At 34.6% G+C, this 6,712-nt stretch carries 5 protein-coding genes; 2 read left to right on the forward strand and 3 right to left on the reverse strand.

What is annotated here, in order from left to right; genetic code table 11:
• Positions 1-30 precede the first annotated feature (30 nt).
• Positions 31-2,694, forward strand: a complete 2,664-nt coding sequence (locus tag BGO27_08505) for an aconitate hydratase 1 (GenBank protein ID OJV13920.1) — start codon at positions 31-33, stop codon at positions 2,692-2,694.
• Positions 2,695-3,924 carry a hypothetical protein gene (locus BGO27_08510; GenBank protein ID OJV13921.1) on the forward strand — a complete coding sequence of 410 codons (1,230 nt, stop codon included), beginning with the start codon at positions 2,695-2,697 and terminating at the stop codon, positions 3,922-3,924.
• 3 nt (positions 3,925-3,927) lie between these two features.
• On the opposite strand, the gene BGO27_08515 is transcribed toward BGO27_08510, so the two are convergent.
• From BGO27_08515 to BGO27_08525, 3 genes are read right to left on the reverse strand one after another with little or no spacing between them, the layout of a single operon-like run.
• Entirely contained in the window at positions 3,928-4,875 is a 948-nt protein-coding gene (locus BGO27_08515; GenBank protein OJV13922.1) for a hypothetical protein, read from the reverse strand.
• A gap of 55 nt (positions 4,876-4,930) precedes the next feature.
• Entirely contained in the window at positions 4,931-5,755 is an 825-nt protein-coding gene (locus BGO27_08520; GenBank protein ID OJV13923.1) for a hypothetical protein, read from the reverse strand.
• Positions 5,756-5,788: 33 nt separating this feature from the next.
• A complete protein-coding gene (locus tag BGO27_08525; protein ID OJV13924.1) occupies positions 5,789-6,607 on the reverse strand; it encodes a hypothetical protein in 819 nt (272 codons plus the stop codon).
• Between the last annotated feature and the right edge of the window lie 105 nt (positions 6,608-6,712).

Genomic DNA, 6,712 nt, shown 5'->3' on the forward strand with positions numbered 1-6,712 from the left:
TTACCTTAAAAATTTAGCGGGATTTATAGCATGAACAAGTTTTCAGATGAAATTGTAGTAGGTGGCAAAGCGTATACTATTTATAGCTTAGAAAAAGTTGCTAAGGAATATGATATTGACTTAACTAAACTCCCTTACAGCATGAAGGTTTTAGTTGAGAATCTTGCGCGCAACTATGACGGCAAAAACGTTACAGATGAAGATTTTCTTGCTATCAAAGAATGGATAAAAAATCCAAAATCTGATAAAGAAATTGCATTTTCTCCTGCAAGGGTACTTATGCAAGACTTTACAGGTGTACCAGCAGTTGTAGACCTTGCTGCAATGCGTGATGCGGTCAAGAATTTAGGAGGCGACCCAAACAAAATCAATCCATTAGCCCCAGTAGACCTTGTTATTGACCACTCTGTTCAGGTATTAAAATATGGTACCAATGCTTCATTCACAGAAAACGTAGATGAAGAATACAAACAAAATGATGAAAGATACAAATTCCTTAAGTGGGGTCAAAAAGCTTTAGCTAATTTTAGAGCAGTACCTCCTGGAACTGGTATTTGCCATCAGGTAAATCTTGAGTACCTTGCAAAAGTTGTCTGGACAAAAGATGAAAATGGCAAAACAACTGCATATCCTGATACGGTAGTAGGAACAGACAGTCATACGACCATGATTAATGGTCTTGCTGTACTTGGTTGGGGCGTTGGCGGTATTGAAGCGGAAGCTGCAATGCTTGGTCAACCAATTTCTATGTTACTTCCTGAAGTTATTGGCTTTAAGCTAACAGGAAGTTTACCTGAAGGTACAACTGCCACAGATTTAGTACTAACTGCAACTGAAATGTTACGTAAAAAAGGCGTTGTAAATAAATTCGTAGAGTTTTATGGCTCAGGTCTTGATAAATTAAGCTTAGCTGACAGAGCAACAATCGCTAACATGGCTCCCGAATATGGCGCAACATGTGGATTCTTCCCAGTTGACGTTGAAACTATTAAATATTTAGAGCTTTCAGGAAGGGAAAAAGAAGTTATAGAATTAGCAAGTGAATACTCTAAAAAGCAAAAAATGTGGCGTGATAGTGGTGATACCATGGTATTTACCGATACACTTGAACTCGATATTTCTAAAGTAGAGCCAAGCCTTGCTGGACCTAAAAGACCTCAGGATAGAGTTACTTTATCTAAAGTAAAAGATTCAATGCTAACAGCTCTTCCAGAACTATCAAAAAATAAATCAACTTCAACAGACAGAACTTTTGAAGTTAAAAACCATGACTTTAAACTTGCAAACACTGACGTTGTCATTGCAGCAATCACAAGCTGTACAAACACATCAAATCCAAGTGTTATGATAGCAGCTGGTTTAGTTGCCAGAAATGCACATAAACTTGGACTTATGCCAAAACCATGGGTTAAGACCTCTTTAGCACCAGGTTCAAAAGTTGTAACAGAATACCTCGATAAAAGTAACCTTACTAAAGATTTAGATGCTATAGGTTTTAACCTTGTTGGTTATGGCTGCACAACTTGTATTGGAAACTCAGGACCTCTCAAGAAGGACATAGAAGATTCAATCGCTGCGAATGATATAGTCGCAGCCTCAGTTCTTTCTGGCAACCGTAATTTTGAAGGAAGAGTACATCCATTAGTAAAAGCTAACTACCTAGCATCTCCTCCTCTTGTTGTTGCTTATGCGTTAGCAGGAACTACCAATATTGACCTTACAAAAGATCCTATTGCTCAGGATAAAAATGGTAATTTTGTATATCTTAAAGATATTTGGCCTACAAATCAGGAAATTCAGGATATTATCAATAGTGTAATTACACCTGAAATGTTCAGATCTAAATATGCCGATGTATTTAAGGGTGATGCTTTATGGCAAAAAATTGCTGTGACAGAAGGTCTAAACTATAGCTGGAGCAAAGATAGCACATACATTCAAAACCCTCCTTATTTTGTAGGAATGACAAAACAGCCTACATTAAAAGGCGATATAAAATCAGCTAGAGTACTTGCAATTCTTGGTGATAGCATTACTACAGACCATATTTCACCAGCAGGTAACATCTCTAAATCAAGTCCTGCAGCTAAGTATTTAGTTACAAACGGCGTTGATCCAAAGGATTTCAACTCATATGGAGCAAGACGTGGTAACCATGAAGTTATGATGCGCGGCACATTTGCTAATATTCGTATTAAAAACGAAATGATTTCTGGTGTTGAAGGCGGATACACTAAGCATATTGATAGCAGCGAACATGAAAGCATCTATGACGCAGCAATGAAATATCAGGCAAGTAATACGCCTACTGTCATATTTGCTGGCAAAGAATATGGAACAGGATCTTCACGTGACTGGGCTGCTAAAGGTACTCTATTACTTGGCGTTAAAGCTGTAGTTTCTGAAAGCTTTGAAAGAATTCACAGATCTAACTTAGTAGGCATGGGAATTTTACCGCTAGTGTTTAAAAATGGTGAGACAAGAAAAAGCTTAAATCTAAAGGGTGATGAAACCATAGACATTCTGGGTTTAGAAAAGGGTATTTCTCCAAAAATGGACTTAAGGCTTATAATTACTCGCAAAGACGGCAGTAAGCTTGAAACTTTAGTTACATGTAGAATAGATACCAAAACTGAAGTTGAATATTACTTACATGGCGGAATACTGCCTTACATGATCAGGAGCATTGCATAGTTGCCACAAAATATTGAGAGCATTAAATCACAAATAAAAGATCAGCTTAGTAAGCAAACTTTTGCCGAAAGATCTAAGTATATAGCTGACAAAATGCGCGATACAATTGTAGCAGATCCTACTAATAAAAGATCTGAAATGCTTGTTAAAATGCTCTCAACTGTTGCTCTTGGTCTTGATCAAAAAGGCTCAAAAAAACTTATGCAGGCTAGCAATTATTTAGCACATGGTGGGGGTGCAAGCCGAATAAATATGCGCCTCCCCAAAACATCAGGTACATATCATCATAATGATACCTTAGAGTTCTATTTAGGTGGCTCGAAAAGTAAGATGTTATCCCTAAATTATAGCAGCAAAGATTTGGTTCGTAATCAAATAGGATTTCAAAGAATTTCCTCAACTCATAGCGCATCTGTTAAAAAGACTGAAAACGGTACTGAATTTGCTGAAAAGAAAACTAAAGGCGTTAGTAAAGCGGTTAGTAATCTTGATGACATTATTAGGCAAAAAGCTAAGAACTTTAAGGGCGCAACCAGGTTTTTCTATAAACTTGCAACTCTTATTCCAAGAGCTGTTTCAAAAGTAGCAAAACTGGGTAAAAAAAATATATTTAAAAAACACCATAAATATGAAGAATACGGCATTAATATGGCTATTGGCGGCAAAGGAAACACTAATGCTGCTGGCAAACCCATTGATTACAATGGTGAAAATGGACATGCTCTTATTGGTTTTATTCCACCTAATTATAAAAGAGAGGGACTCCTACAGTTTGGTATAGAAAACTCAGAACCAGGAAAAGCAGGTGCTTTATCAGGTGTTCACGACGCCAAAGCAATTCCATCTGAATTTTCAGCTTTTGCAACTCTTAAGATGAATAGTATTAAAGGATTATCTGGCGCCGAAAATTATGATATACCGCAAAAACTTGGGGATGTTAAAATTGATCTAACTCAAAAACCCTGGCTTATAAATGCAGCCGGAAAGCTAAATGATGCTATTATGACTGAAATTAAGCAAGGTAAGACTGAACTTTTAGATTTAGTCACAGGCAGGGACATTTCAGAAGTTAGGGAACATCCTAGAATTAAAGCAATCATAAATGACGCCCAAATGCAAACAGCTTTAGGCAATGATAAAGTTGATTTATCAGGCGTAACAACTGGCGGAAATGGAAATAGCGGCTTAATGAATAATATTCAGCAAGAAAACCCAGGAATAAAAAAATAAATCTTATTTACTAGACTTCTTATTATCATAACCAATAAGTACTGCACTTATCACTATTACTGCAAGACCTACCCATACTGTCATAGATGATGGAATTTCTCCAAATACTATAAAGCCTATCATTACAGTAAACACAAGTTTAGCAAATCCTACGGGCGTCAAAGTGCCAACTTCTGCAAGTTGATATGCTTTTGTTGTTGAGTAATGCGCCCCAAATGATAGAAAGCCTAATAACACTAACCACGGATACATAGATAAATCAGGCCATGCCCATTCAAAATATGCGAATACTAAAGCAAAAGGCGTCATATACACTAATAAACTCAATGTCATAGCTTCTGGAGAGTCGCCCAGAGTTCCCATTTTTCTGGATATTAACTTGGTAGTTGCAATTGATATAGCAGAAAGCAGTGGAAGGATCAGCGCCCAGTTAAAAACTGCATCATCGCTACGCAGCCCAATGTCTGGTCTCATAATAATAAATACGCCAAGCATTCCTATAAAAATACCTAGTAGCTTACTTATTGAAAATCTTTCATTTAAGTAAAGTTTTGCGCCTATTACCGTAAAAATTGGACCCGTAAAGTTTAGTGATGAAGCCTCAGCAATAGGCAGCCTGGATAATGCCGCATACCATAGAATAATACCAAGAACTGCAGTCGTAATTCTAATAAAATCAAGACCTTTATGTATGATTTTTAATTGACTAAACCCTGTACGCCACACAAAAAGCACCATAAACATGGTGCCAAATAAACTCTGCCAGAATGTAATTACTGAAGAAGGTACTAAATGAGTATGCCCTGGTGAAGAAATATACTTTACTACGCCGTTAATACTTGCAAAAAAGAAACAAGCGGCTAATTTCCAGCCAATACCTTTTAAAGTTTTGGAATCTATATTTAAACATAGCAGCTGAGCTATGTCTTTTATACTAATGGCTTTTCTCATTTTTAAAATACCTAAAAATATTGCCTTGCAGCCTACTATATGATTTTAATATTATTTAGCAATATAAAAATCCATCGATTGTGTTATGGCAAGAACTTGTATTATTTTCCCATGGAAAATCTAATGTAGGATTAAAGCATGCATCAGATATTACTTCGTTACAGTGTAACTCATCATGAAAATAACTATCATACTTATGTATTTTATAATTAAAATCACCAGTTACCAAATAGTGATCTGTATGAAGTTCCTCAAGCTTATGCAATATTTTTGTAGTCTCATTTACGCTTTTTAGCTCTTCCTTTGTATTCCCAAAATTAAAGCCTTTTAAATGGACGTTTGCAATCGCTAGACTATGACCTTCCTCATCTTCCAATACACTTACATTAAATCTATGAGCATTTTTTTCTAATTCTTTATTTAAATCTTCTTCTACGATTTTACTTTCCTGAGATTTTAACTTAAACTTATCACTGTTATATATTGTGACTTCATCTGAGTTATTGCTATAATATACAGAATAATGCTTATCATCTAGGTATGATAATTTAGCGTTGATTGACTCTATAAAATAATCTGCACTCTTACTTTCATAAGACATTTTAGGAAATTCCTGAAGGCATACTATATCTATATTTTGGTTAGATACATTTTTTTGCAAAACATCAGTAAGCAAATCTATTCTTGCAAAATACTCTTCTTCAGACTCAACAATTTTAAAACCATTATTATAAAAATTAACCCCGGTCTTTTTGTTATCGATAAATTTGCACTGCATCAGTACATTCCAGGTCATCACTTTTCCAAAGCCATTAGTATCCATAACTTGTGGAAGATGATCCGACACTATTTGATCGTTATATTTTAAATTATATCCCATATATTGCCCTATTTCTTGTTTCTTTAATATTATTTAGCAATATATAAAACCGTCGCATGTATTAAGCCATGCGCTGTCATCATTACCATGATATGCAGTTAATGTAGTCTCTAATTCAACTTGAGTTGCAATATCAAAATTATTAGCCTCTTTCTGGAAATAATCTTTATATTTATCAATATTATAATTAAAATCACCTGTTATTACATAATGATCTGTATCAAGATCTTCTAACTTATTAATAATCTTTGTTGTTTCATTTACGCTAATCCACTCTTCTGCTAAATCTGTGGGGTTAAATCCCTTAAGATGAAGGTTTGTAAGAGCTAAACTTTTACCATCCAAATTTTTAAACATACTCACATTAAATCTGTTAGAATTTCTTTCTAGAATATTATTTAATTCATTTTCAACAAATTTGCTGTCTTCAATTTTCAGAGTGTCGCTATTATAAATAGTAATTTCATCCGAATTATTACTATAATACACTGAATAATGTGTGTCATTTACATATGACAATTTAGAATTAATTGAATTAATAAAATAATCAGCACTTTCACGATCCCATGTCATTTTTGGAAATTCTTGTAGGCATATTACATTTATATTGTCGCTAGAAACAACATTTTGCAATACGTCAGTGAGTAAATCTACTCTTGCATAATATTCTTCATCTGATTCAAGAACTTTAAAACCGTTATTAAAAAATTTAACCCCTGTTTGTGAATCTTCAAAAAAATTGCATTGCATCAGTACATTCCAGGTCATTATTTTGCCAAAATCTGGTGTATCCATAACTTGTGGAAGATGATCAGATAATATTTTATCATTGTAAGTAAAGCTAATTGCCATAAAAAACCTATATAATTAATTTTATGGCAACATATTAACAAATAATTAACTTTTTGTCAAGCCTAAATTCTAGAATCTAATGCAACAGCTGATATGTAAAAAAGG

The organism is Alphaproteobacteria bacterium 33-17 (assembly GCA_001897445.1).
Lineage (GTDB): Bacteria > Pseudomonadota > Alphaproteobacteria > Rickettsiales > 33-17 > 33-17.

Coding starts and splice junctions, on each gene's coding strand:
- BGO27_08505 (OJV13920.1), top strand. CDS start 31: ATGAACAAGTTTTCAGATGAAATTGTAGTAGGTGGCAAAGCGTATACT.
- BGO27_08515 (OJV13922.1), bottom strand. CDS start 4,875: ATGAGAAAAGCCATTAGTATAAAAGACATAGCTCAGCTGCTATGTTTA.
- BGO27_08520 (OJV13923.1), bottom strand. CDS start 5,755: ATGGGATATAATTTAAAATATAACGATCAAATAGTGTCGGATCATCTT.
- BGO27_08525 (OJV13924.1), bottom strand. CDS start 6,607: ATGGCAATTAGCTTTACTTACAATGATAAAATATTATCTGATCATCTT.